General features: G+C 44.5%; 25 protein-coding genes. 6 read left to right on the top strand and 19 right to left on the bottom strand.

Annotated elements, in window-relative coordinates; all coding sequences use genetic code 11:
- Window positions 1-846: a carboxylating nicotinate-nucleotide diphosphorylase gene (gene nadC / locus E2L07_RS07235; RefSeq protein ID WP_134229250.1), complete on the bottom strand. Its 846-nt coding sequence runs from the start codon at window positions 844-846 to the stop codon at window positions 1-3.
- A complete protein-coding gene (locus tag E2L07_RS07230) occupies window positions 843-2,372 on the bottom strand; it encodes an L-aspartate oxidase (protein WP_053431604.1) in 1,530 nt (509 codons plus the stop codon). The genes nadC and E2L07_RS07230 overlap by 4 nt, the downstream gene beginning before the upstream one ends.
- 119 nt (window positions 2,373-2,491) lie before the next feature.
- On the opposite strand from E2L07_RS07230, the gene E2L07_RS07225 reads away from it, so the two are divergent.
- Window positions 2,492-3,619, top strand: coding sequence for an IscS subfamily cysteine desulfurase (locus E2L07_RS07225; protein WP_134229249.1), 1,128 nt, complete (start codon window positions 2,492-2,494; stop codon window positions 3,617-3,619).
- On the top strand, window positions 3,616-4,155 hold the full coding sequence (locus E2L07_RS07220; RefSeq protein WP_010897384.1) for a transcription repressor NadR: 540 nt from the start codon (window positions 3,616-3,618) through the stop codon (window positions 4,153-4,155). Before E2L07_RS07225 ends, E2L07_RS07220 begins: the two co-directional genes overlap by 4 nt.
- A 25-nt stretch (window positions 4,156-4,180) precedes the next feature.
- Here E2L07_RS07220 and pheA read toward each other — a convergent pair whose 3' ends face one another.
- The 4 genes from pheA to E2L07_RS07200 all read right to left on the bottom strand — a co-directional run bounded on the left by pheA (window position 4,181) and on the right by E2L07_RS07200 (window position 7,574).
- Window positions 4,181-5,059, bottom strand: coding sequence for a prephenate dehydratase (gene pheA / locus E2L07_RS07215; protein ID WP_010897383.1), 879 nt, complete (start codon window positions 5,057-5,059; stop codon window positions 4,181-4,183).
- A gap of 20 nt (window positions 5,060-5,079) precedes the next feature.
- Window positions 5,080-5,523, bottom strand: coding sequence for an ACT domain-containing protein (locus tag E2L07_RS07210; protein ID WP_053431606.1), 444 nt, complete (start codon window positions 5,521-5,523; stop codon window positions 5,080-5,082).
- A gap of 221 nt (window positions 5,524-5,744) precedes the next feature.
- Entirely contained in the window at window positions 5,745-7,028 is a 1,284-nt protein-coding gene (gene obgE, locus E2L07_RS07205) for a GTPase ObgE (RefSeq protein ID WP_134229248.1), read from the bottom strand.
- 12 nt (window positions 7,029-7,040) lie between these two features.
- Complete coding sequence (locus E2L07_RS07200) at window positions 7,041-7,574, bottom strand: sporulation initiation phosphotransferase B (protein ID WP_010897380.1); 534 nt, start codon at window positions 7,572-7,574, stop codon at window positions 7,041-7,043.
- 225 nt (window positions 7,575-7,799) lie between these two features.
- On the opposite strand from E2L07_RS07200, the gene E2L07_RS07195 reads away from it, so the two are divergent.
- From E2L07_RS07195 to E2L07_RS07185, 3 genes are read left to right on the top strand one after another with little or no spacing between them, the layout of a single operon-like run.
- The gene (locus tag E2L07_RS07195) at window positions 7,800-8,594 is read left to right on the top strand and encodes an ABC transporter ATP-binding protein (protein WP_134229247.1); all 795 of its coding nucleotides are present in this window, start codon (window positions 7,800-7,802) and stop codon (window positions 8,592-8,594) included.
- Window positions 8,578-9,336 carry an ABC transporter permease gene (locus E2L07_RS07190; protein ID WP_134229246.1) on the top strand — a complete coding sequence of 253 codons (759 nt, stop codon included), beginning with the start codon at window positions 8,578-8,580 and terminating at the stop codon, window positions 9,334-9,336. Before E2L07_RS07195 ends, E2L07_RS07190 begins: the two co-directional genes overlap by 17 nt.
- Before the next feature lie 14 nt (window positions 9,337-9,350).
- Window positions 9,351-10,361 (top strand): aliphatic sulfonate ABC transporter substrate-binding protein, encoded by a 1,011-nt coding sequence (locus tag E2L07_RS07185; protein ID WP_134229245.1) that lies wholly within the window; start codon window positions 9,351-9,353, stop codon window positions 10,359-10,361.
- Between the two features lie 96 nt (window positions 10,362-10,457).
- Here E2L07_RS07185 and E2L07_RS07180 read toward each other — a convergent pair whose 3' ends face one another.
- Complete coding sequence (locus E2L07_RS07180; RefSeq protein ID WP_134229244.1) at window positions 10,458-10,685, bottom strand: hypothetical protein; 228 nt, start codon at window positions 10,683-10,685, stop codon at window positions 10,458-10,460.
- A 456-nt stretch (window positions 10,686-11,141) separates the two neighbouring features.
- Between E2L07_RS07180 and E2L07_RS07175 the strand changes: the two genes are divergently transcribed.
- Window positions 11,142-11,297, top strand: a complete 156-nt coding sequence (locus tag E2L07_RS07175) for a YrzI family small protein (protein ID WP_010897375.1) — start codon at window positions 11,142-11,144, stop codon at window positions 11,295-11,297.
- A 16-nt stretch (window positions 11,298-11,313) separates the two neighbouring features.
- Here E2L07_RS07175 and E2L07_RS21645 read toward each other — a convergent pair whose 3' ends face one another.
- The 12 genes from E2L07_RS21645 to E2L07_RS07120 form a co-directional block, all read right to left on the bottom strand.
- Window positions 11,314-11,808, bottom strand: a complete 495-nt coding sequence (locus E2L07_RS21645; protein ID WP_328017390.1) for an NAD(P)H-dependent flavin oxidoreductase — start codon at window positions 11,806-11,808, stop codon at window positions 11,314-11,316.
- A complete protein-coding gene (locus tag E2L07_RS21640) occupies window positions 11,754-12,377 on the bottom strand; it encodes a nitronate monooxygenase (protein ID WP_338121480.1) in 624 nt (207 codons plus the stop codon). The genes E2L07_RS21645 and E2L07_RS21640 overlap by 55 nt, the downstream gene beginning before the upstream one ends.
- 584 nt (window positions 12,378-12,961) lie before the next feature.
- Window positions 12,962-14,365: a protoporphyrinogen oxidase gene (gene hemY / locus E2L07_RS07165; RefSeq protein WP_053431609.1), complete on the bottom strand. Its 1,404-nt coding sequence runs from the start codon at window positions 14,363-14,365 to the stop codon at window positions 12,962-12,964.
- Window positions 14,366-14,371: 6 nt separating this feature from the next.
- Entirely contained in the window at window positions 14,372-15,304 is a 933-nt protein-coding gene (gene hemH, locus E2L07_RS07160; protein WP_053431610.1) for a ferrochelatase, read from the bottom strand.
- A 13-nt stretch (window positions 15,305-15,317) separates the two neighbouring features.
- A complete protein-coding gene (gene hemE / locus E2L07_RS07155; RefSeq protein ID WP_053431611.1) occupies window positions 15,318-16,352 on the bottom strand; it encodes a uroporphyrinogen decarboxylase in 1,035 nt (344 codons plus the stop codon).
- Window positions 16,353-16,537: 185 nt separating this feature from the next.
- On the bottom strand, window positions 16,538-18,697 hold the full coding sequence (locus E2L07_RS07150) for a penicillin-binding protein 1A (protein ID WP_134229243.1): 2,160 nt from the start codon (window positions 18,695-18,697) through the stop codon (window positions 16,538-16,540).
- 595 nt (window positions 18,698-19,292) lie between these two features.
- Window positions 19,293-19,922 carry a response regulator transcription factor gene (locus E2L07_RS07145; protein WP_010897369.1) on the bottom strand — a complete coding sequence of 210 codons (630 nt, stop codon included), beginning with the start codon at window positions 19,920-19,922 and terminating at the stop codon, window positions 19,293-19,295.
- A 5-nt stretch (window positions 19,923-19,927) separates the two neighbouring features.
- A complete protein-coding gene (locus E2L07_RS07140; RefSeq protein WP_053431613.1) occupies window positions 19,928-20,983 on the bottom strand; it encodes a sensor histidine kinase in 1,056 nt (351 codons plus the stop codon).
- The gene (liaF, locus tag E2L07_RS07135) at window positions 20,980-21,792 is read right to left on the bottom strand and encodes a cell wall-active antibiotics response protein LiaF (RefSeq protein WP_134229242.1); all 813 of its coding nucleotides are present in this window, start codon (window positions 21,790-21,792) and stop codon (window positions 20,980-20,982) included. The genes E2L07_RS07140 and liaF overlap by 4 nt, the downstream gene beginning before the upstream one ends.
- 21 nt (window positions 21,793-21,813) lie before the next feature.
- Window positions 21,814-22,674, bottom strand: a complete 861-nt coding sequence (locus E2L07_RS07130) for a DUF4097 family beta strand repeat-containing protein (protein WP_166740042.1) — start codon at window positions 22,672-22,674, stop codon at window positions 21,814-21,816.
- Between the two features lie 60 nt (window positions 22,675-22,734).
- A complete protein-coding gene (locus E2L07_RS07125; protein WP_134229240.1) occupies window positions 22,735-23,397 on the bottom strand; it encodes a PspA/IM30 family protein in 663 nt (220 codons plus the stop codon).
- Window positions 23,398-23,411: 14 nt separating this feature from the next.
- The gene (locus tag E2L07_RS07120) at window positions 23,412-23,819 is read right to left on the bottom strand and encodes a LiaF transmembrane domain-containing protein (RefSeq protein ID WP_010897364.1); all 408 of its coding nucleotides are present in this window, start codon (window positions 23,817-23,819) and stop codon (window positions 23,412-23,414) included.
- Window positions 23,820-23,968: the final 149 nt, after the last annotated feature.

The following is a 23,968-nucleotide window of genomic DNA, read 5'->3' as shown; positions in this document are numbered from 1 at the left end:
TCATTGTTCTCCCTCCTCATCGATAAGTAAAGTGAAGTCTAATATCGGAGCTGAATGGGTAATGAACCCAAGCGAGAGATAGTCAACACCGCAGCCGCGATAGGAAGCAATTGTTTGTAACGAAATTCCTCCTGAAGCTTCGGTAACAATTCCATCTGGAACTAATGCTACATACTCTTTAATGATATGAGGAGGCATGTTATCAAACATAATAATATCGACACCTGCATCAACGGCTTCCTCTAGTTGCTCTCGATTTTCCACTTCCACTTCAATTTTCAACGAATGTCCAATCACAGAGCGCGCCTGTGTCACTGCTTGACGAATGCCCTTTGCTTGGGCAATATGGTTATCTTTAATTAACACCATGTCACTTAAATTGAGGCGATGGTTGTAACCTCCCCCTGACCTTACTGCATATTTTTCGAACAACTTTAAGCCTGGTGTCGTTTTTCGTGTATCGCAAATTCGAATGGACGGGTCATTCAATGTATCAATCGCCTTCCTCGTCACAGTTGCAATCCCACTCATCCGTTGAATTAAATTCAATAGGACACGTTCCCCAAACAATACGTGATGAACCGGTCCTTGAATCGTTGCGATCACATCTCCTGGTCGCACTTCCTGACCGTCCTTCACTCTTTCTTCCACATGAATGTGATCATCTAACAGACAGTATCCTATTTCGAGAAGGGAAAGACCAGAAACAACGCCTCTTGCCTTCGCCTTCACATGGGCAACACATTTTTCAGATGGAGGAAAGATGGCAGTGGTCGTTATATCCCCATTGAAACCATCTTCTAGAAAAAAACGCTCCAATGCTCTCTTCACCGCTAATCGATTCATCGACTCAACTCCTTTATCGTCGGACGCTGCCTTTTCATATGGGCTCCATTTTGCCATTCGATGATGAGTTGTTGAAACTTATCCTGACTGTTCGGGTAGTCTGCACGGAAATGCCCCCCTCGACTTTCAGTCCGTATGGCCGCCGAACGTGTAATGAGGCTGGCGAGCAATATCATGTTTGCCTGCTCAAACATGTCCCGCTCTGGCCATGGCCCATTATAGTGAGCAGTGTCTAAGAACGGCTGAAACCAATTATTCATATACCATAGCGATCTCGCATGACGTTCAATTCCAACATAACGCATCATCTTTTTCTGTAAGTCTTCTCGGGTTGGCAACTTGAAAGAACGTGGTTCCGCTTTATCTCTTTCTACGAACAATCCAGCTGTCAGTGGTTGAAACGTCTGTTGAATGTGAGTAGCTGCTTGATGAGCAAATACGAGACCTTCAAGCAATGAGTTGCTTGCCAACCTGTTGGCACCGTGCACACCGGTGCATGCCACTTCTCCAACAGCATAGAGTCTAGACAACGACGTTTGCCCCCACGCATCAACCGAAATTCCACCATTTAAAAAATGAGCGCCTGGTGTGACTCGCGGCTTCAATGTTCTTCTATCTGATTTGTTTAATCCCTTATAAAGGGCCGGGAATTTCCTTTCAAAATCGCTAATCCCCGTTAAATCTAAATGGACTGTATGACCTTCCCTCTCTTGCCTAAAAATCTCACGGCTTACAACGTCCCGCGATTTTAATGATTGCAACCTCTCACCAGCAGAAGTTATCAGCTGACCGCCTTCCCCCCGAACGGCTTCTGAAATGAGTAGCCCCTTCTCCTTTTCATTGCCGGCATAAACGGTTGGATGAAATTGAATGAATTCTACATCTGAAATGGCCGCACCACTGCGATACGCGAGGGCGATCCCATCTCCCGTTGCCTCTTTTCCGTTCGATGTGACCGAATACATTTGTCCACATCCTCCGGTCGCCACAATCGTTACAGGAGCAAAGAGACTCCCTTGGTCTGTCTCCACACCAATAATCTCATCCTTATTTTTTATAAACCGATACACACATGTACGGTCTAACAGTGTGATTTCATCTTTTATCGCCTTCCATAAAGCACGCATGACCGCTTTTCCTGTCTCCGCCCCATTGACGTGGACGATTCTCCTTGTACCGTGGGCACCTTCTAATCCTAGCGAGTACCCGCCACTTTCTTCACGATCAAACGGGACGCCTAGATCATCAAGCAATTCGATCATGTTCACCGCATGTTTTGTCATCATTTCAATCGATGTTTCATCGCCATGTGCGGCCCCTGCCTTCCACGTATCGGCCGTGTGGGCCTGCCAATCATCCCCTTCTGCGATTGGGGCGGCGATCCCCCCTTGCGCAAGAAAAGAATTGCTCGCAAAAACATCAGACTTTGTGATCATGATCACATGAAAAGACTTTCGAAGCAGGTATGCGCTCATCATTGCAGCAATTCCACTACCAACAATGATGACCTCTCCATCGCACCTCAATTTAGACACCCCTCATTTACATATGTCTTGACATCTATATTTACACAAATTTAAACTAGCGACAAGAGTTTTTTATCGCTTAACAAATAGTGGAGATTGACCAAAGGAGGGATCGTAACATGATTTATTTAGATTATTGTGCAACAACACCAATGTCAGACTATGTAAAAGACGTTTATGTAACGGTCGCCTCACAATTTTATGGAAATCTGAATAGCTTACACGATGTTGGCTACGAAGCATCGAACATTTTAGAGCAGTGCAAACGACAAATCGCCAACCTTTTGCACATAGATCCAGCAGGAATCTTTTTTACCGGCTCTGCCTCTGAGGCCAACTTTTTAACAATTGTTAGCCTTGCCCTCGCCCACCGCAGGAAAGGGAGGCATCTCATCACGACAAAATGTGAACACCCTTCGGTTTTGAGCACATTCCGCTATTTGGAATCCCAGCAGTTTGACGTTTCGTATGTACCAGTGAACAGTTACGGCCAAGTGTCTGTTGATGCTCTTATGGAGACCATTCGAGAGGATACAATCCTCGTCTCAATCGCTCATAGCCAGAGTGTTCTAGGAACGATTCAATCGCTCGAAACCTTTGCCGAACCACTAGTCACTTATGATATACTTTTCCATAGCGACTGTACCCAATCGATCGGCAAAGTTGATGTCCCGATTAGGCTGCTTCACAGCTTAACAATGTCAGGACATAAGATCAATGGCCCAAAAGGGATCGGCCTCGCCTATATCGATCCTGCGATCCAATGGGAGCCTTTTCTTTCTGGCGTTACCCAGCAAAGTGGCTTTCGCCAAGGAACCGTTGATATTCCTAGTGTCGCTGCCTTTACCGCTGCCATTGAAGAGAGCTTTCAGCATCGGACAGCATACGATCAACATATTACGAAACTCCATCACCAGTTTAAAGAAAAAATGATGGAATGGCCTATGATCCTAGAAGGTCATCCGTCTAACCGATTGAAACACCATTTTGGCTTACGGTTACATGGGATGGAAGGACAATTTGTCATGCTTGAGGCGAACCGAGCAGGATTTGCCATCTCTACTGGAACGGCGTGTTCTTCTTCTCACCATGAGCCTGATCCGGTTTTTGCAGCGATTGGCCGAACAAAGGAGGAAGCTGATCAGTTTTTTCGTGTCAGCTTTGGGATAAGTACGACGGAACAGGAATTTAATGCTTTTATTGACTTTTTACAACAATTAATCGATAGGAAAGGTGAACCGATGTGAGTGATGAGAAAAAAATATTAGGTGAGGAGCGACGAAGCCTATTAATCAAGTGGTTAAAAGCAAGCGACACACCTTTAACAGGTGCAGAGCTTGCCAAACGAACCAATGTGTCTAGACAGGTAATCGTCCAAGACGTATCACTACTCAAAGCAAAGAATCATCCGATTCTCGCGACAGCTCAAGGCTATATATACATGAAGGAAGCTAATACTGTACAAGCACAGCGCGTCGTCGCATGCCAGCATGGGCCAGCCGATATGAAGGACGAGCTATTAACTCTTGTCGATCACGGCGTTCTCATTAAAGATGTGACGGTTGATCATCCTGTTTATGGAGACATTACCGCCTCCCTCCACTTAAAATCGCGGAAAGATGTAGCACTGTTTTGCAAGCGGATGGAGGAATCGAATGGCACATTGTTATCTACCTTGACGAAAGGTGTTCATATGCACACGTTAGAAGCTGAATCTGAGGCCATTCTAGATGAGGCCATTCGTGCTCTAGAGGAAAAAGGCTACTTATTAAACTCTTTTTAGGTATCATCCAGCAAAAAGCGAGCCCTTATACGGAGCTCGCTTCTGTTAATTTTAAGCTAGTGTGAAAAAAACACGGGTAACTGCCGAGTAACTCGACACCACAGCCAAGGGCCTCCAGCTCTTGCATGACACCAGGAATCAACACATCATCTGCTTCACAATCCACATCGATGATAAAAAAGTAATTGCCTAGCCCGGTTTTCATCGGGCGAGATTCAATTTTCGTCAAATTAAGTTTGCGCCACGCAAAAGCGGACAGCACTTGGTGCAACGCTCCTGAAAAATCAGAGGATAATGTCACCATCATCGTCGTTTTTTTCGTATAAGGCTCTACTTGATACGGCGGCAAAGAGAGCTTACCTTTTGCTAAAACAGCAAAGCGAGTCCGGTTTTCATCGTAATCATGAATGTCCTTTTCCAACATGTCTAGCTGGTATGAAGTGGCTGCTTGCTCATTGGCGATGGCTGCCACTGGTTCGTTAGGGTGATCTGCTACCCACTGGGCGGCTGCGGCTGTTGACGTCATGTACTCAATTTCTACACCTGGATAGGATGAACGTAAAAATTCATGACATTGAGCAACAGCGTGTGGATGAGAAAGAATTTTTTTGATTTCGTTATCCCGTTGATTAGGATGCACTAAAAAATGTTGCGAGATCGGAACGACGATGTCTGCCACTATTTCTAAGCGCTGTTTATGAATCAAATAGTCAAGGGTGACGTTCACCGAGCCCTCAATTGCATTTTCAACTGGAACGACCGCTGCATCCATGTCTCCGTTAGCTACACTATCCATGCAATCCGGAATTGTCCGATAAGGCTTTAATACATTCTTATCATCGAATAACGTTTGCACGGCCATCTCTGTGAACGTTCCTCTAGGGCCTAAGTAACCAATCTTCATGCCTCTGTCCAACCTTTCTGTTACGAACCAGATCCAACTAGCTCGACTTTTTCCACTGCTTCCATCGATTCAATTTTTTCGACCAACTCATCGATTTCAAGTGACATAGTGGCCGTGTCGATCGAGAGGGTAATGTTCGCCCTTCCCTGTAGCGGGATCGTTTGATTAATCGTCAACACGTTTGCTTCGGCTTCCGCTACCGTTGCTAGCATTGCAGACAAGTTACCTGAGCGATCTTCTAAGTTGATGGATAACGTGATGATCTTTTCTTTTGTCATCGTATGAAATGGAAATACTCCGTCTTTATATTTATAAAATGCACTGCGACTTAATCCCACTTCATGGACTGCTTCATTAATTTTTCGCTTTTTTCCCGATTCGAGGAGTGCCTTCGCTTCGAGCGTCTTTTGCATCGCTTCTGTCAACATATCCTCGCGAACGAGATAAAATTTCTTGCGCGTCATCGTTTCACCACCAATTATTCTAAAAGCCATCTAAAATAAACGTTTTGACAAAACACTGTCATCTTATTATAAAATTGCCGAAACCTTTTGACAACAGAAACGGAAAGATTAGAAAAACTTAGCTTTACACTTTGTTCCTATGTGAAGAGGGTTACAATCACAAAAAGAGAACAGTAATTTTATTTGGAAGAAATAGAACTCGCCCTACGGCGAGCTCTCCATTATTCAATAAATTCAAATTCAAACTCGAGTAAGCGAACAAGGTCACCGTCTTTGGCTCCACGCTGGCGCAAGGCCTCATCAACCCCCATGTGACGCAATTGTCTTGAGAAGCGGCGGACAGACTCGTCTCGAGAAAAGTCAGTCATCTTAAACAGCTTTTCAATTTCCGCACCTGATAACACGTAAGCTCCATCATCTGCTCGGCTGATAACAAATGGGTCTTGCTCTTTTTCATGTTTATAGAGGACACGGCTCTCCGTCTCTGTCTCCTCATATATCGGAAATTCTGGTGTCGTTTCAATCGTATCCACAATGGCCCGAAGTAGCGGCTGCAGTCCATCCCGAGTCAGAGCAGAAATCGGAAAAATCGGATGGTTGTCTGTTAACTTTTCCTTAAAACGCTCTAAGTTTTCCGCCGCATTGGGCATATCCATTTTATTGGCGACAATTAATTGCGGTCGTTCCATGAGCCGTAAATTATACGCCTTTAACTCTTCATTTATGCTTACATAATCGTCATACGGATCTCGCCCTTCAAGAGCCGACATATCGATCACATGGACGATGACACGCGTTCGTTCAATATGCCGCAAAAACTGATGCCCGAGCCCAATCCCTTCATGAGCACCTTCTATTAATCCCGGCAAATCAGCGAGAACAAAGCTTCTTCCATCGTCCACTCTGACGACACCTAAATTAGGCGTAATCGTCGTAAAATGATATTCCGCTATTTTCGGCTTAGCAGATGACACGACTGACAAAAGGGTCGATTTCCCTACGCTCGGGAAGCCGACTAAACCGGCATCAGCGAGCACTTTCAGCTCCAAAATAACGTCCCGCTCTACCCCCGGTTCACCGTTCTCAGATAGCTCAGGAGCTGGATTGGCCGGAGTGGCAAATCGGGTATTTCCGCGGCCTCCTCGTCCACCTTTCGCGATAATCGCTTCCTGTCCGTGATGGGTAAGATCAGCAAGCACTTGACCTGTTTGCTCATCAATCACGGTCGTACCTGGAGGAACTCGCACGATTTTATCTTCCGCATTTTTTCCATGCTGGTTTTTCGGACGGCCGTGCTCCCCTCGATCGGCTTTAAAGTGGCGCTGGTAACGAAAGTCCATCAAGGTACGGAGCCCTTCATCCACTTTAAAAATCACACTGCCTCCTTTACCCCCATCTCCTCCAGCCGGACCACCGTCAGGTACGTATTTTTCGCGGCGAAAGGCAACCATTCCGTTACCGCCGTCTCCACCTTTGACGTAAACTTTAACTTTATCAACAAACATCCTTTTTTCACCTCATTTTTTCTCAAAGCAAACAGAAAAGACACATTCCTCTTCCCTTAGTTCAAAGGAATCTTCTCGCTTTTGTAGAACATGCTTAAGCGCCGTTTCAAGCTCCTCTAAACGGCACAACTTCCCTTGAAAATCAAACGTAAGCCGCAGGAAATCAGGGAACAGTTGAAAGGTTAACAACAGATGATTTTCTCGCTCTAATGAACAATGAGCTTTAAATAAGTCTGCCGCAGCTCGAACTAACGATTCTAGCTCTTGTTCGATCGACTGCAAATCCGTCACTTCTCCCATTACTTCAAACTCAAGTGTATACGGTGGCTGTAGCCAATTAAATGTTAAAAGATAGCAGGAGACGTTAGGAATCGATAAATTGGACAGCTTGCTTTCATTCAAAGCTTGCTGAATTGCTATCTCAAGCACCTCTTCAATTCGATCGTAGCGCTCTAACGCCAAATACCCTTTTATTAATTGAATGACATTCAACCAATCGTGTCGACTGTGCCGAAGCACATCGAGCATGTCCTTTTTGCTAGTCATTCTGCACTCCTATAAATCTAAATATTCTTAGTCACGCGGTATTATCTTACCATAAAAAGAGTCGATTATTAAAGTGGGTAATCCCATACTCTTCCATCCTCCTTTTGCTCATGGTCGTCATTTGACAGCTGCTGTCGTTGTGCATATACTAAGACAAGAAAACCCGACTATTTTCATCTGATTTCATTAGTTAGTTCAGATGTTTGTAGGAGCAGGAGGAAGGCAATGGCGAGTGTCATGATAAAAGACGTAGGGAAAACGTTTGAAGGTAAAGAGGAGCAATCGTCGTACCAAGTCTTTGAAAACATCAATCTAGAGATTCATTCAGGAGAGTTTGTCTCCCTATTAGGACCGTCCGGTTGCGGAAAATCGACGCTACTTAACATCGTTGCGGGACTAGAAAAAGCAAGTAATGGAGCCGTTTATGTCGGTCAAAATAAAGTGATTGAACCCGGCCCTGATCGAGGGGTTGTCTTTCAGGAAGCTGCTTTAATGCCTTGGCTTACAGTACTTGACAATGTTGTATTTGCGATTCGGAAGCAGTACAACAAAGAGGAAGCGAAGAAAAGAGCGCTTGAATACTTAAAGCTTGTCCATTTGAGTAAGTTTACGCATTCCTATCCCCATGAGCTCTCGGGTGGAATGAAGCAACGTGTCGCGATTGCTCGTGCATTAGCGCTTGATCCTGATGTTCTCTTGATGGATGAACCGTTCGGTGCTCTTGATGAGCAAACTCGTTCCATGCTTCATCGGGAACTCCAAGCGATCTGGCAACAAACGAAAAAAACGATCATTTTTGTTACCCATAATATTCGCGAAGCGATCTTACTTTCCGACAAAATTTTCTTAATGGGAGTCCGGCCAGGAGGCATCATTGGTACCTTTTCGGTTAACATGGAGCGGCCGCGAAAAACAAATAGTCTGATATTCAACGAGCTTGAAGAAGAAATTAGTCAGCAGCTTGCTGGTGAAATTGAAAAAGTCATGAAGGAGGAGATGGGCGATGGCTACCCTTCTTAGAAGACTCCTCTTTTTTGCTGCTCTGTTTTTTATTTGGGAACTCGTTTATCGTTTAGAATTGTTTCAAACGAGGTTGTTTCCGTCTCCCCTGCTTTCATTTGTTGAACTTTATAAAGGGTTCTTTGAAACGGGGATTTTAACTGTTGCCACTTTCGAAAGTTTATCACGAATTGCGATCGGCTTTACTATCGCCGTCGTGGTTGGTTCTTGTCTTGGGATTTTACTTGCGTTATCGAAAATAGCGGACGAGACGCTCGGCTCATTGGTCATTGCGTTACAATCTGTACCGAGTATCGTTTGGCTACCTATCGCCCTTGTCGTCCTGCAAACGGGTAATACGGCCATTATTTCTATTATCGTATTAGGTGGAACATGGGCGATGACGATGAATATGCGGATGGGAATTAAAAATGTCCAGCCCTTATTAATTAGAGCCGCTCGAACGATGGGATACCGCGGAGCCGAGCTCGTATGGAAGGTCATGATCCCAGCTTCCATCCCCTCTGCTCTCACAGGTATGCGCCTCGCGTGGGCCTTTGGCTGGCGTGCTCTCATTGCCGGGGAATTGCTCGGGCGAGGCGGGTTAGGTCGGACGCTCCTTGATGCAAGAGATTTTTTTAACATGGAACTTGTCATTGCAATTATGATGATTATTGCCGTTGTCGGTTTAATCGTTGAGTATTTAATCTTTAATCCAATTGAGCGTAAAGTTCTTTCACGCTGGGGATATGCAAAATCATAGAGGAGGAACACAACATGAGAAAATGGCTTTTAGGAGTAACCGCAGCTCTAGCTTTAACAGCGTTGGCTGCTTGCGGTACAGAAAGTTCTAGCACATCGGGAGAGGAAGACCAAGACGTAACCATTGGCTATTTCCCAAACCTTGATCATGCAGCGGCCATTGTTGGAAAAGAGAAAGGTTTTTTTGCAGAAGAACTAGGAGAAGAAAAAGTAGAGTTCACCCATTTCCCGAATGGGAACGATTTTATTGAAGCTTTATCAACAGGGAGCATTGATATTGGATATGTGGGACCTGGACCAGCGATTAATTATTATTTAACTGGAGGGGACGTCGTTGTTCTCGGATCCGCAACAAACGGTGCGACCTTGATTGTCGCCCGTGATGGATCTGGGATTGAGACGCTCGATGACTTTGACGGTAAATCGTTCTGTACACCAGGAAACGGTTGTACCCATAATGTACAGCTTGAAATTATGTTAAAAGAGCTCGGACTAGAGTCCAATCGTGTGGGAGGAACCGTGGAGCACCAATCACGAATTGCTCCGTCAAATATGGTCGCCATGTTTGAGCAAGGCCAAATCGATGCTGCAGCTGCCCCGGAGCCTTGGGGAACTTACCTTGTGGAAGAATTAGGAGCTCATGTCGTGGCTGAATGGAATGATGTCTTTTTAGGGGAAGAACTTGCAAGTGTCGTCGTCGTGACAACGAGAGAGTTTCTAGAAAATCATCCAGAGCAAGTCGAAGCGTTTTTACGTGCTCATGTTAAATCGGTTGAATTTGCACAAGAAGATGTGGATGCTACATTGGAAACGGTCAATGACGCCCTCTTTGATCTGACGCAAAACCGTTTACCTGAAGATGTTCTTTATAAAGCGTGGGAACGGATGGCTGTTACAACCGACACGTATCCGGATGCCCTTCAAGCATGGGCCGACGCTTCCTATGAGTTGAAATTCATGGACGAAGACCCAAACTTAGACGGATTTGTTGATACGAGCTTACTTGATTCCATTTTAAGTGAGTAATGAAGAGCCAATCGAGACTGGGAAAGAGCTAGCCAGACGTAATACAAAAGGTTCGGATCATCAAAATAAAATGATCCGAACCTTTTTTCTGTTGATTCATGGGACCGTTACGGTTATGGCCGAGTACTTACGTAAGTTCACGCCATTGCACTCACGGAAGCAGACGTTTCCAAGTTGATGGTCAACATGATGAGACGCCCGAGAGAAAGCAAGAGCTGAAGATCTACCGGTGCGCCCTTCTATGATTAACTGAAACCATGCCCGCGGCAAGCGAATGTTTTTGAAACAATCAATTCCATATAAATACCAACCTCTTTTTTTCATAGACAGAATCATCATTTTCAATGAAAAAGAAAATTATCCCTTTACAAGTAAAGAACTGTTGGTTATAATTTCAGACGTAAACAATTTTTGGTGTGATAAGGAGGTTGAACAACATGTTGTTTGGATTAACGCATTTAAAGAGTACATCGACAACTTCATTGAATGATCGTTCAACCGCTTCACACGTGGACAATGGTTAAGATTGGCTTAACACACAGATCCGCAGGTTGAACGTACCTGTGGTTTTTTATGCTCTATTCATGGGATTTTTTTCTAAACCGCAGGTGTTGTTTCTTCCTGCGGTTTTTTTGTCCAAAAAATCGTTTACATTTTATTCTAATTAAGGAGGTATGGGCGAAATGACGAACAAATTTTCCGCATTGTTACGCTGGTATGAGCAGGTGAAAGGCCTCACCTGAAAGGAGAAACGGATTTTACAGTTAGGAGGCATAAAGAATGACCTTTAATTTTCTTGTTTTTACGGTTACAGTAAAAAAACGTAAATACACGTCAAATGAGCTAGAGCAGTTCATTCGTGATGAAAAGCTTCAAGAAGAAAAGCTAAAGCATGAAGTTAATTATTGGCTCTATTACAATCGAAATGGATTGTAGGATGATGCCCAGGGCCTTACAATGGGTCCTGGGCTGTTTTATTCCATCCTCTCCATATGGATTTCGCCTCATTCATGAGCTGTGCTACCACGGCCCCGGCTTCCTCCCCATCTCGTTGCAATAACCTAAGTCCTTGACCTGACCAGAGAGAGGAATATTCTTGCTTTTGCTGACGACCGGCTTCCTTACGAATCGTCGATGTTAGATGATTCTGTGCTGGGAAAGGAAGTGGTTCGACCCCACTTGTTTCAAATTGATTTATAAATTCATTATCGATGCCTCGAGCTGGACGGCCAGAAAAAGCACGTGTTAGAACCGTATCTTCTTCTGTACTTGTCAAAAGCGCCTTACGGTAATAGGAGGCAGTCCCCGCTTCTTTCGTAAGCAAAAAACGAGTCCCCATTTGAACCCCTGCAGCCCCTAGCGCGAGTGCAGCAACGAGCCCCCTTCCATCGACTACACCACCCGCTGCGACAACAGGCACTTGTACGTGATCGACGATTTGCGGCACAAGAGAAAAGGTGCCGATATTCGCTCCATCTTTTTTTCATCAACAGAAAAGGTTCCCCTGTGGCCACCAGCATCACTCCCTTGTGCCACGATGACATCCGCCCCTTGCTGTTCGGCTTCTTGTGCTTCTCCTACAGTCGTTACCATGGCCGTCCACAAAATCCCGAACTCTTTCAAACGTTCTACATCATGTTTAGCCAGCAAGCCGAAAGCAGAGCTAAATACAGGTACTCTCTCTTTGAGCAAAAGGTCAAATTTATCTCGGAACATATCCCGACCTGCTGGGACTTCTTCCAGATTTCCGAGGCCAAGATTCGCTCTGATTTGATCAAGAACTGGCTTAACTTCCTCTAATCTTGAATAATCACATGCCCAGTCGGTACAAAACAAATTGACGGCAAACGGTCGGTCTGTCAATTGACGAATCCGTTTAATTGCCACTTCTAAAGCTTCCACTGTCATATAACCTGCACCAATCGTTCCTAACCCTCCATGATTGGAAACAGCAGCAACGAGTTCCGGAGTTGTCGGCCCCCCCCGCCATGCCTGCTTGAACAATAGGAAATTCAATAGATAACCGCTTACATAATGCTGTTTGAAACACGTAACGTCCCCCTTTCCCTTTCCATTCTAAGCTTTTCGTACATCTTTCAACAAGAAAACTTTGAATTCCAACTTTTTATGAATCAGAGCATAAAAATAATCGTTTCCCACCATTAAGGATGGAGACGGACCAAATTTTTCTAACCATTTGAAGAGAAACGGTTGACAACATCCTTTTTTGTTTCTATAATACAATTAAGTTTCCTTATAGAAACTTTTTTACCCTAACGAAATTCATTTCTCGTACGCGATCTTGATCACGTCTTGCTTGTCACCGTAGAAAAAGAGAGCAGCTTCTAAAGCCGTGATCCATTTCAAAGGAGGTGATGAAAAGCAAGACAATTACCGAGCTGTGAGATGCGACCCTCATCGAATACAGCTAGTAAATCGCTCAACATGTAAGTTGCCCACCCCATTTGGTTTTACAAAAGTTCATTGAAAGCCATGACTTACCTTACGATTCTCCTCCCTTTGAATCGTGCATACGATACGTCTCTAACGACAGAAAGGATCATTCGTTCATCTACTCAACGAATGATCCTTTCCCTATTTTACAATATTTCTTCCAAGACTGTTGCAACAGCTGCTTCCCCTTGGTCAATACAGTCTGGTAAACCAATGCCATCAAATCCTGCTCCGGCAAGTATAATCCCCGGCATTGCTTTTTTTAGTTCCTGTCTTACTTTTTCGAGTTTATAGCGATGGCCGACTTCATATTGCGGCATTGCTTTTTTCCAACGCGTCACCTTGTAAAACAGCGGCTCTCTTTTGACTGTCATGATTTGGTCAAGGTCTTTTTGCACCTGTTCAACAATTGCCTCATCCGTTTCATGTACAATAGATTCAGATCCTGGCTTGCCTACATAGCATCGTACGAGCGCATGGCCTTCAGGCGTTGTATGACGCCATTTTTTGTGCGTCCACGTACAGGCCGTAATTTCGTAGCGACTTTTCCGCGGCACGACGAATCCAGTCCCCTCATATGGAATGTGAAGATCCTCGGATTTAAATGCCATCGCCACCGTCGCCACCGTCGTCGCTTTCATTTCTCGCATGTAGTCTACGTCCACATATGGCTCAAGGAGACGTCCGGTTACGTAGGGTGGAGTTGTTAAAATGACATGATCATACGTCTGAACGGTCCCATCGTTAAACGTTAACCGGTACCGCTTCCCTTCCCGCTCACAAAAACGGACTTCCGTTTTTTTACGAATCGCCTTCTCATCGAGGTGCTGCTCGATCGCCGCTATAAACGATTGCAACCCGCGGCGAAATGTTAAGAACATTCCTTGCTTTTTCCCGACCTGTGATTGACTTTGCTTTCCCCTTGAAGCCTTTATTCCACGAATGAGGCTACCATATTTAGCTTCAAGCTGTTGAAACTGAGGGAAGGTTGCTTGTAAGCTAAGCGTATCCAAATCCCCTGCATAGATACCGGACAGAAGCGGTTCAATTAACTGGTCAACTACTTCATCTCCTAGTCGCTTACGGAAAAAGTAACCGAGGGAAACATCCTCATTCTCATGAGTAAAAGAAGGGATGACTAAGTCTTGAGCTGCCCTTAGCTTCCCAATAGGGGAAAAAAGCCGGGAGCGGATAAACGGTCCAATCTCAGTTGGAATTCCCATAATGGCTCCACCTGGTATTGGATAAAGCTGGTCATCCTTTAAAATGTAGGCCTGTCCAGTATCGTTACGAACTAGCTCTCCCTCGAGTCCGACTTCCCTCGCAAGTCTCGTCATGCTTTCTTTCCGCGCTAAATAGGAATCCGGCCCGCGTTCAATGACGAAGCCTTCGGTTACATCTGTTTGGATTTTCCCTCCAAGCTGATCGCTTGCTTCAATGAGTTCATATTCTATTGGCATTTGTTTTCTTGCTTTCTGAAGAGCCCAAGCAGCAGCGAGCCCGGTCATCCCACCACCAATCACCGCCACCCGATGGTTATTCGTCGTCATAGCCGTTCACTCTTTCTCAGCTAATTTTTTTTGAATCACCGTCGCTAAACATTCGATAAATTCCGGCTTAGCATTTGGCATCCCTGGACGATAATATTTAATGCCGAGTTCATCGGTTACGACTTTACATTCATAATCATTGTCATATAAAACCTCAAGATGATCTGCAACGAAGCCAACTGGGCAATAGATCATAGAAGTATAGCCATGGGTTTCATATAAGTCTCTCGTTAAGTCTTGGACATCCGGTCCTAGCCAAGGCTCTGGTGTATTCCCTTCACTTTGCCAGCCGACCGCATAGTTAGTAATCCCTGCTTCCTTCGCGATTAAATCGGCTGTCTCTTTCAACTGCTGTGGGTAAGGATCCCCATAGTCTACTATTTTCTCCGGTAAGCTATGGGCAGAGAAGATGACACAGGCCTTATCCTTATCTTCAATTTTGGCCATCGTGTCATTCACCTGATCAACCCAATATTGAATGAAGAGAGGCTCATCGTACCAGCTTTCGACACTTTGAATTCTTGGTCCGCCAATCCTTTCTGATTCTTCATGAGCACGCCCATTGTACGATTTCACGCTAAATGTCGAGAAGTGAGGCGCAAGCACGATACTAACAGCTTCTTGCACGCCATCCTCTTTCATTTGCTCAACAGCATCCTCAATAAACGGATCGATATGCTTTAAACCTAAATAAGATTTAAACTCAATGTCATCATAGAGCTCATTCAGCTTTTGTTCCAACGCAATCGCTTGATCATCGGTTATTTTCGCGAGCGGGCTCACGCCACCGATCGCCTCGTATCGTTCAGTGAGGTCATCTAGCAATTCTTGTGATGGCTTCCGCCCATGGCGAATGTGGGTATAATATGGCTCAATTTCTTCTTTCGTTCGCGGGGTTCCGTAGGCCATGACGAGCAACCCTATCTTTTTCTTTGTCATTCCATACCACTCCTTAGTTGTTTGCACTATATTCATGGACAAACGCAGTTAACCGTTTTAACGTATCTGGTTCAACTTCAGGGAAAACACCGTGCCCAAGGTTAAAAATAAAGTTCGGCGTTTCCAGCCCTTGATCTAAAATCTCCTTAGCTCGTGCTTCAATGACTTCCCAAGGAGCCAACAAGATCGCAGGGTCCAAATTCCCTTGCACCGTTTTTGTGACCCCCAATTCCCGTGCTTCCTTAATTTGCAAACGCCAATCAAGCCCGACAACATCTAACGGTAAGTCGTTCCACTCGTTGACGAGATGGCTAGCGCCAACACCAAACATGATGAGTGGCACCTTTTCTTTTTGCAATTCGCTAAAGATACGCTCCATTACTGGTTTCACAAATACGCGATAATCTTGAACGTTGAGCGTGCCAACCCACGAATCAAAAATTTGAATCGCTTGCGCTCCGGCTGCAATTTGCGCCTTCACATACGTAATTGTCATTTCACCGAGCTTGTCCATTAATAAGTGCCAAGCTTTCGGCTCTGCGTACATAAACGCTTTCGTCTTATTGTAACTTTTTGAAGGACCGCCTTCGATCATATAGCTAGCAAGGGTAAACGGTGCTCCAGCAAAACTAATGAGGGGAACGGTTAATTGTTCTCGCAACAGTTTAATCGTGTCAAGTACGTATGGCACATCTTCCTCTGGCTGAATGGTGCCTAGTCTCTCAACATCTGCATACGATTGAATCGGGTTGTCAATGACAGGTCCTTTTCCTGTCTTAATCTCCACATCCACGCCGATAAACGGAAGGGGTGTCATAATATCTTTATATAAAATAGCCGCATCGTTGTTATATTGATCCACTGGGAGTTTCGTGACGTATGCGCATAGCTCTGGCTGCTTCGTAATTTCAAATAATGAATATTTCTCTTTGATCTTTCGGTATTCTGGTTGCGACCTCCCCGCCTGACGCATATACCAAACAGGTACATGGTCGTGTACTTCTCCTTTACATGCTTTTAAAAACGTATCATTAAATGAATTAGACATTTCGTCACACCTTTCGTCTTTACACATTCGTTACCTATTGTAATGAAACCTAAACGAAAAATCATTTACAACGACTTACTTCTCAATCTTTCCACCTAGGAAAGTATGTTCTCCCCTTTAACTATAAAGATCGAAGTGAAACGTGTATAGACGTACGGAAGAACTGTCATAAAATTGACGAGAAATCAGTCACCTACCGATTCATGAAACCCGAAGCGAAATTCTACTTCCGCAATATTGGACGGCTCCCCTTTTCGCTTCGTCGTTGGATCATACGGAACGACTTGATAATCATTCATGGAAAAGGCGTTAATCGCTGGAATGTAATATTGATCCGTCCCCTCTGTTCGACCGACGTATGTTCGTTCCGCTCCCCGCCGCTCATAAATGTAGTAATGTAGCCGTTCATCTTCTGAACCAGACCACTCAAGCTTGATGCTCATTAGCCCAGTTCCTCCCATAGCAAAAGTCGCTTTTAGATCATCGATGTCTACTAAACGGACAGGAGGGTTTAGTTCCTCCACATCGTCAGGCTTTGAAAAGTTTGTAGCACGAAGCTGCGGTGTCGCTTCAGAAAGGATGTCGCGAAATAGCTTCGCCGAATAACGGCTCCCTCCCTTTAAATAAGATTCGGTTGATGTAATATCATAGCCCATCCACACCGTTCCTACCGCTTCAGGTGTATAGCCCGCAAACCAAGCATCCATCGTTGCCCCTTCGACCTCTGGAAAAGACGTGGTTCCTGTTTTTCCAGCTAAGGCACCAATCCCTTGGGCGGATGTTCCTGTTCCTTCTCTCACGACCGACTCGAGCATCCGTGTCATCGACCAGGCCGTTTGTGGGGAATAGACTTGTGTTTCCGTTCGGTCGACCTCTGCCATTTTTTCTCCTTCGCGATTATAAATGGCTTCAATAAAATATGGCTCGCGTTTTTTCCCGCCGTTTGCAAATACTTGATAGGCAGAAGCAAGCTCAAGTGGGGTGACACCATCCTGCAACCCGCCAAGAGCAATCGCCAACCCCTCATCGTCTAGCTGAAAGCCTTGTCTTTGCAAATACTGTTTAGCTGTTGGAATTCCTAGTTCGTTTAGGAGCCAAACAGCCGGGGCATTTTTAGATTGGGTGATCGCATCATAGAGCGTCACCTCTTCCTCATACTCATCGCCGAAGTTATGCGGTTCATACCCATCATATGTGCGCAATTCGTCACGGAGCAGCGAGTACGGTTCTGCTCGTCCTTCCTCCAAAGCGGGGGCAAAGACAGCGAGTGGTTTAAACGTAGATCCTGGCTGACGTGGAACATTTACACGGTTCAACCCGCGGCGCACGTAATCTTTCCCTCCTTGTACAGCTAATACACCACCTGTCCGAGCATCAAGTAATACAAAAGCAGATTGGGCATCTTCATTTCCTTTCGGATAGTACTTCTTTTCATGTATAAGGGTAAACGCTACTTCTTGTACCGCCTGGTCTATCGGCACAACGACTGTATATCCACCTGTCATGAACTCTTGATGAGATAGATGATATTGAGATTCGGCCTCATCGATGACCATGTCGATGTACGTTAAATAAGCCTCTTCCTCAGCAGGTTCATTTACGTCTAATTGAATCAATCTCCCCTTTGCACGTACTGCTTCTTCCGCCGTTATAAAACCTTGACGCTGCATAACGGTTAGAACTAAATCGCGCCGTTGCTTGCTCCTTTCAAGGTCAATAATCGGAGAGTAAATGGTCGGAGCCTTTGCTAATCCAGCAAGAACCGCCCCTTCCTCCACCGTCAAGTCTGACACATCTTTGTCAAAATACAAGTTGGCAGCGGATTGAATTCCGTATGCTCCATGGCCAAAGTAGATCTGATTCAAGTAAAATTCAAGAATAGCAGACTTACTGTAACGCCGCTCTAAGTTCATCGCAATGAGAACTTCTTTCGTTTTTCTTAGCCATGTTTTTTCATGATCTAAAAATGCATTCTTTACTAATTGCTGGGTGATTGTGCTACCCCCTTCTAGCTTTTCACCAGCTAGCATGTCTCGGTAAAGGGCACGGCCAATCGCGCGGAAATCGATTCCTTGATGATCATGGAAACGCGCATCCTCGATCGCAATAAATGCGTGCTTCACATGGTCAGGTACATCTAGTATCGACACGGGCTCACGGTCTTCAATGAATAACCGTGAAACAACACTTCCTTTTGTATCTACTAACGTTGTCGTCGCATTCATCACAAGCTTTTCTTCATCAATGACATACTGACCAGCATAAATAATGATTAAATAAATGATGAGACCAAAAAGGAGGGAGGATAAGATAAGTAATGCAGTACCCGCTAACTTTCGTAACATGGTAACGTCACTCCTTTGAAAACTCGGCGATTGCCGAGCCTGTACAGGGTAGTAAAGCCGTAGTTGCACTTATACTTTCACTTAAAATTTCTCTACGTCTTATGATTCTCAGGGCTAACTGTTGATATAGCTAATCCGTTCTCTTATGCTTTATAATAGGGGTTAAACGTTCTTAAAACGAATTAAAACCAATTCCTTCTATACAGTTTGGACAAATTTCTCCCATCCATAATCATTGATTTTCACGCAACTAAAAAAACGTTTGAAAATCCTCTAGCAATCGATCCTTATACAAACTTACCGCTACCGACTTTAAACACGCTGTTGACATTTTTCACATGCTTTACTGAAGTTAAGCTAAGTAAAAAAACGGGGTGGGACAAAACACAGTTTAATAACAAGTTTTATATAGGGTTGATTGAAGAGAAGGTGATTAGGACTTGCCTTCATGGCCGTGAACTTACGAAAGGACAAAACCATAATCGTCAATTAAACAACAGACAATCCAACGAATAAAACAAAAAAAGTTCGGGTCATCCAAATATAATGATCCGAACCTTTTTTATTATGTTAGGTTAGTTTTGTCCTAGTCTCGCTACTCTACGAGGCGATGCCGATGGGCATAAACGGCAATCTGCGTACGGTCCTCCAATTGAAGCTTATGTAAAATGTTGCTCACATGTGTTTTCACCGTTTTGATTCCGATATACAATTCATCTGCGATTCCTTGATTGCTTTTTCCTTCTCCGATAAGGCGAAGCACTTCCAATTCGCGTGGTGTCAGCTCCTCATGTAGCTCCTTTTTTCTCGACCGCATCCGCTCCATCATTTTATTCGTCACTTTTGCTTCAACGACAGCCTCACCATTGGCCGCAGCACGGATAGCGCTTGCAATTTCTTTTGCAGATGATGTTTTTAGCAAATAGCTAAAAGCTCCTGCCTCAATAACAGGATACACTTTTTCATCATCAATATAGCTTGTCAAAACGATAACTTTCACACCTTCCGTTGTATTCATAATGGCTTCTGTTGCTTGAACACCGTCCATTTTTTCCATTACTAAATCCATGAGGACAACGTCTGGCTTCGTTTCCTGGACAAGCTTAACACCTTGATGGCCATCGCTTGCCTCACCGACAATTTCTATATCCGATTGCGTGCGCAAATAGGCTGATAGTCCCATTCGCACCATCTCATGATCATCAACCAATACGACCTTAATCATACTCTTCACTCCCCTCTCCATGTGATAGGAATTTTCGCCTCTAACTGCGTTCCTTTTCCCGGAGCCGACACAATATCAAGGACGCCACCAATTTCATTGATTCGCTCATGCATCGTCTGAAGTCCATACGATCCGTGGGTTTCTTTTTGCACATCAAAGCCGATACCATCGTCGATCAATTTAAGGCGTACTTGCCGCTCCGTTTGCCAAAAACGGACTTCGACATGATGAGCTTGAGCGTGGCGCAGAATGTTGGATATCGCCTCTTGAAGCATCCGAAAAAGTTGATCTTCCACTCCTTTAGGCAATTCGTCCATCGGCTCAAGTCGCTTCGTAATTTTGAACCCTTGTTTTTGCTCTAACTCATGAAGTAAATACTCGACCCCTTGCTGTAAGCTTTTTCCTTCCAGCTCAGCGGGTCGAAGATGAAGGAGTAGCGCCCTCATTTCAGCCTGAGCCGTATTCGCCATCTTCTCCACAACATCCATCTGTTGTTGTACTTCTTCCGTTGCCTCGTGCAAATTTTGTTTAATTGCCGCCGTCATCATTGAGATGGCAAACAGCTGTTGGCTGACCGCATCATGAAGATCACGGGCTAACCGTTGCCGCTCCTCAGTAACTGCGGCTTTTTTCACCGTTTCTTGCATCTTTGCTCGCTCTGATGAAAGGCGCTGTAGTGAGGCAACCTGCTCCTCTACTCGCTCAGCCATACGATTTAGGCGATCGGTTAACTCGGCTAGTTCATCCTCGCCTTCGCTCTCGATCTGATGGGAGAACGTGCCCCGCTCATAGAGAAGGACACCATGAAGAATTTGATCTAGCTTTCGTTTAATCGGAAGTGATTGCATCATCCCGGCAATGAGACCAATAGCGATCATCGACAACAAAATCGGAACAATAATTGGTAGTCGAACAATCTGTTTGTCAAACAACATTGTAAGGCCAGCAATATCATCGTACGTCATAATGACAACGGTGAATAAAACAGCAAAAAAACTTACGATCAAGCTATTGCGAATAAACTGCCATTGCAACTGGGCGAGGCGCCGTCTTTTTTTCATACAGCCCTCACCTTCACTTCACCTATAACCGTCGATAAGACGAGCTTAATTCTGCGCGGAGATTGTTTGTAATCTTTTGTAGCCACTGACAACGTCTGAAAAAAGCCACCTTGTCTTCGTTGAAACAACGATACGTCGCCAATCCATGAAGTCCCTTGCACAGACACTGCTAAATCCTCAGGAACAAAAAGGTTGATCTCTCCGATCAGCTGTTGAATGATGATGACGGTCTCTCCTTCAGGAATCATCGCTTTAGAAAAATCGATTTTCACCTCGCCAATCCCATTCCAGATCGTAAAATCATCCAATTCAAAGGGATCATAAACGTAATGAATATCACCGATAAAGCTTCGTCTCGATGATGTAGTGACAATAATGTCTTCCTTTGACCTGCCTTTTCTTGTTGATTCAACATCTGTTGGTTGGAACTCTTGCCCCTCGGCTTCGAAGTAAGCTTGAGCGTTTGTTTCTTCCTTGTCCTTCCTTTGTGTGGCTTTTCGTTTTTCTCTTCCTTTCCGCTCTTTTTTGTGATCGCTAGTCTTCATCATTTTATAGCCGTAATAAATAAACAAAGCTGCGATTAGTAACCCGATAAAATTAAACGAAAAAAGGCGATCAAATAAGATTGTGGCAGCGATAATAACGAAGACGATCGCCAAAAATCGATGACTTCGCGTGTAAAAGAAATAACCGATGGCGGAAAAAACGATCGGAGCTAAAAAAATGTTGACGGAAAAACGCAACGCTTGTAAGACGACCAACAGTCCGATGATAACAATAATAAAACCGAAAAGCGTTTGCTTTTTCATCCGCCTAGCTCCTTTCTCTGTTTAATAAATCATAATATCCCCTGAAGTGGTCTTAATGTACACTTCATGTTGTCCAGAACCTATTGTACCAGAAAACGAACGTGATTGACGGCTTTGATTTACAAACGGTCCATCGACCTCGATCGTTCCAGAAATTGATTCTGCTGACAGAGCAGCGTCTGGCTCTGGTATCCTTATATAAACATCACCGGAAACAGTTTGCAATTGTACCTGTTCATTTTTACGATCAAAGTGGAGGCTTATATCTCCGGAAACGGTTTTCCCGTTGACGTCACCTGAAAAATCATGGATTGTTACATCGCCCGAGACGTTCTCCATTGACGTATCAAGCGACTCCAAGGTCTGTACTTCCAAGTCTCCAGATGTGCTGTGAAAGCGAAACTGATTCCCCTTTAAAGAATCAGCAAACACATCACCTGAAACCGTACGGATGGTTAAATGATCTAGCTCATGTTCACCTTCGATATAAACTTGACCTGATACGGTATGCCATTCCGCTCGCTCGATCTCCTCATACGGAACATAGACTGTTAGGGTGGGCTTTGCTCTAAAATTAAATGAGAACAGATGGAACCTTGGTTCCTTCATCTCAATTTCGATTCGATTGCCTCTTTCCTGCACATCTAACCGATAGTCATTTTCATTGTTTTCCGAAAGTGAAGCTGTAACTTCATTGTCTAGTGTCGGGTACACCTGCAAATCCACAGCTGTAACCTTGACTACAAGCTCCTCTTTCCCATCAACTTGAACGGTTATCTCTTCGGCTGATTCCGAACGCTTGAAGCTAAGGGCATCGGTTATTTGATGGACGAATAGAACCGCCCCAATGAAAACAAGAATAAAGCCAGCTATTTTTTTCAAATCTATTCCTCCCTCCTCTATAGTAGTGGAGAGAGGCCCGTGAGCCCCTCTTCCTTTTTCTTATTGCGCCTGTTCTGATGCATCCTTAGTATCTACAAGGGATTTTTTCATGTTTAAAAATTCCTGCTCCACTTGTTCGTCATAGTCAACGGAAAATCCTCTCCGCCCTTCACGAGCGGCTTCGCGAAGCTCCATGTCCTCAATTTTTTCCTCCATTCGCTGGAATTGACGCTCAGAGCCTTCTGTTGAAAACGTAGCGCGCGCTTTCTTCATCTGTTCAAATGCTTTAATAGACTGGGAGCGCAGCAAAAGCTCACGTTTTTTATCACGAAGCTGTTCATATTTCTTCTCTAAATCTTCGAGCTGGAGGCGCAACTCCAACACATGATCATGACTTTTTTGCATGAGCGCTTCATAGCGAGCCACTTGTTCAGCTGCGTTCTTTTTAGAATAAAGCGCCTTCTTTGCTAGTTCCTCCTCCCCTGCACTAAGCGCCGCCTTTGCCTGCTCTTCTCTTCGCTTCATTAATCTCTTTGCTTCCTCTAAATCACACTCTAATGAAACGTGGAGCTTCTTTTGTTCCTCGATCGCTTTCTCTGCTCGCCCCATCTCTGATTGTACATTCCGAATGTATTGATTTAGCATCATTTCTGGATCTTCCAACTTATCTAACCCTTCATGGATAGACGCTAACACTAAGTTTTTCATACGATCAAATACCATTATGAATTCCTCCCTTATGCTTCATCATATTTTTTCATCATTTTGTTAAACTCTTCATCAATGGAGTCGTAAGCTCTTGTCGTTGGTCTCTTTTCTAACGCGACATCCATTGGCTGTTCTTCGTCATTATCGCTTTTTTTCAATAATCGATATCCGAAATAAATGAAGAGGATCGCAACCGCAAGACCGATGACACCCCCTAGACCTCCCATGACGAGTATGGAACCGAACGCAAGCAACAGCACACTACCAAATGAAAGCTTTCCTCGCGCTTGCCACTGCTGATATCCCCAATAGAGGAGCAAGGCACCGAGAACGAGCCCGATGATCCCACCTAAATGAATATTAAACATGCCAAGGATCATATTCGCTCCAATAATGACTAGTAGAATCCCAAATATCCACTTTCCTGCACCTTTCATGTCCTTCCCTCCTTTGCTTTTACCGTATTGTCAAAACTTTATATAAAAATAGGTTATTAAATCCTATATTAGAGGGCTTTATAAGCAAAAAAATTGCCACCCCCTTAAATTCTGTAGATAATTGAGGTTACCACAACACCCAATTCCAG

The sequence above is a fragment of the Halalkalibacterium halodurans genome, from assembly GCF_004376175.1.
Lineage (GTDB): Bacteria > Bacillota > Bacilli > Bacillales > Bacillaceae_D > Halalkalibacterium > Halalkalibacterium halodurans.
Note: the sequence above shows the minus strand (reverse complement) of the source record. Positions and strands in the feature narration are given on the sequence as shown.

What these genes read in the sequence shown, in the direction of transcription:
- nadC (WP_134229250.1), bottom strand. Translation starts at nt 846, where the DNA reads ATGAATCGATTAGCGGTGAAGAGAGCATTGGAGCGTTTTTTTCTAGAA.
- E2L07_RS07225 (WP_134229249.1), top strand. Translation starts at nt 2,492, where the DNA reads ATGATTTATTTAGATTATTGTGCAACAACACCAATGTCAGACTATGTA.
- pheA (WP_010897383.1), bottom strand. Translation starts at nt 5,059, where the DNA reads ATGAAGATTGGTTACTTAGGCCCTAGAGGAACGTTCACAGAGATGGCC.
- E2L07_RS07210 (WP_053431606.1), bottom strand. Translation starts at nt 5,523, where the DNA reads ATGACGCGCAAGAAATTTTATCTCGTTCGCGAGGATATGTTGACAGAA.
- obgE (WP_134229248.1), bottom strand. Translation starts at nt 7,028, where the DNA reads ATGTTTGTTGATAAAGTTAAAGTTTACGTCAAAGGTGGAGACGGCGGT.
- E2L07_RS07200 (WP_010897380.1), bottom strand. Translation starts at nt 7,574, where the DNA reads ATGACTAGCAAAAAGGACATGCTCGATGTGCTTCGGCACAGTCGACAC.
- E2L07_RS07195 (WP_134229247.1), top strand. Translation starts at nt 7,800, where the DNA reads ATGGCGAGTGTCATGATAAAAGACGTAGGGAAAACGTTTGAAGGTAAA.
- E2L07_RS07190 (WP_134229246.1), top strand. Translation starts at nt 8,578, where the DNA reads ATGGCTACCCTTCTTAGAAGACTCCTCTTTTTTGCTGCTCTGTTTTTT.
- E2L07_RS07185 (WP_134229245.1), top strand. Translation starts at nt 9,351, where the DNA reads ATGAGAAAATGGCTTTTAGGAGTAACCGCAGCTCTAGCTTTAACAGCG.
- E2L07_RS07180 (WP_134229244.1), bottom strand. Translation starts at nt 10,685, where the DNA reads ATGAAAAAAAGAGGTTGGTATTTATATGGAATTGATTGTTTCAAAAAC.
- E2L07_RS07175 (WP_010897375.1), top strand. Translation starts at nt 11,142, where the DNA reads ATGACCTTTAATTTTCTTGTTTTTACGGTTACAGTAAAAAAACGTAAA.
- hemY (WP_053431609.1), bottom strand. Translation starts at nt 14,365, where the DNA reads ATGACGACGAATAACCATCGGGTGGCGGTGATTGGTGGTGGGATGACC.
- hemH (WP_053431610.1), bottom strand. Translation starts at nt 15,304, where the DNA reads ATGACAAAGAAAAAGATAGGGTTGCTCGTCATGGCCTACGGAACCCCG.
- hemE (WP_053431611.1), bottom strand. Translation starts at nt 16,352, where the DNA reads ATGTCTAATTCATTTAATGATACGTTTTTAAAAGCATGTAAAGGAGAA.
- E2L07_RS07150 (WP_134229243.1), bottom strand. Translation starts at nt 18,697, where the DNA reads ATGTTACGAAAGTTAGCGGGTACTGCATTACTTATCTTATCCTCCCTC.
- E2L07_RS07145 (WP_010897369.1), bottom strand. Translation starts at nt 19,922, where the DNA reads ATGATTAAGGTCGTATTGGTTGATGATCATGAGATGGTGCGAATGGGA.
- E2L07_RS07140 (WP_053431613.1), bottom strand. Translation starts at nt 20,983, where the DNA reads ATGAAAAAAAGACGGCGCCTCGCCCAGTTGCAATGGCAGTTTATTCGC.
- liaF (WP_134229242.1), bottom strand. Translation starts at nt 21,792, where the DNA reads ATGAAAAAGCAAACGCTTTTCGGTTTTATTATTGTTATCATCGGACTG.
- E2L07_RS07125 (WP_134229240.1), bottom strand. Translation starts at nt 23,397, where the DNA reads ATGGTATTTGATCGTATGAAAAACTTAGTGTTAGCGTCTATCCATGAA.
- E2L07_RS07120 (WP_010897364.1), bottom strand. Translation starts at nt 23,819, where the DNA reads ATGAAAGGTGCAGGAAAGTGGATATTTGGGATTCTACTAGTCATTATT.